Source organism: Tamlana crocina (assembly GCF_012037625.1).
The window spans coordinates 1-737 of the sequence record NZ_JAAVJS010000061.1 but is presented as its reverse complement, the minus strand read 5'-3'; the positions used below and the strand labels follow the sequence as shown (position 1 = coordinate 737).

General features: G+C 45.0%; 1 protein-coding gene. It reads right to left on the bottom strand.

The annotated features are described in order from the left end of the window. Positions 1–699, bottom strand: a 699-nt coding sequence (locus tag HC176_RS15600; protein WP_342448711.1) for an ATP-binding response regulator, incomplete at its 3' end; no start/stop codon positions are given. Positions 700–737: the final 38 nt, after the last annotated feature.

Below are 737 nucleotides of genomic sequence, written 5' to 3'. Positions count from 1 at the left end.
GGTAAAGGAATATCCCTTCCCGATCTCCGCTGCTGCAGATTGTGGTGCAGGTTCCTTGTGTAACTGCAACTGCAGGAGATCACTCATGATCTGCAGTAGTTTTTGAGAGGAGTAAGGTTTCAAAAGACTTCCGCTAAAACCTCTTTTCAGATCGTCTGCAGGACTCACATCGGGTTGCCCGGAAAGGGCTATAACGGGCAGTTCCTTTAAATTTAGCTCCTCTCTTATGTTTCGAAGCAGTTCAAAACCATCCATTTCAGGCATCTGTATATCTGTAAGTACAAGGTCTGGAGTTTGTTTTTTGATCATCTTTAGAGCCACTTTCCCGTTGGGAGCGGTTTGGTAGGTCATTCCTGTGTTTCTGATAAGTTCCTTAAGCAAGCCCAACTGAGCAGGTTCGTCATCCACAGTAAGCACTTTGACTCCCGTGGCATCCTTTAGATGAAGGCGTTGCTCCTCAACAGGCTGCGGATTTTTTTCGGCAATAGAAATTGGGATCTCCAGTAAAAAAGTACTGCCTTTACCAACTTCGCTTTCCAGACTAATCCTGCCCTGGAGCAGATCTGTCAATTTCTTGCTTATTGCCAGCCCCAATCCTGTTCCACCATATCGTTTTTCGATGCTGCTGTCTTCCTGCGAGAATTCTTCGAATACCTTTTCTTTCTGAGCTTCAGAAATTCCTATTCCCGTATCTTTCACTTCTATGCAAAGCACCGGATTATTCTTCGCCTGTCTTA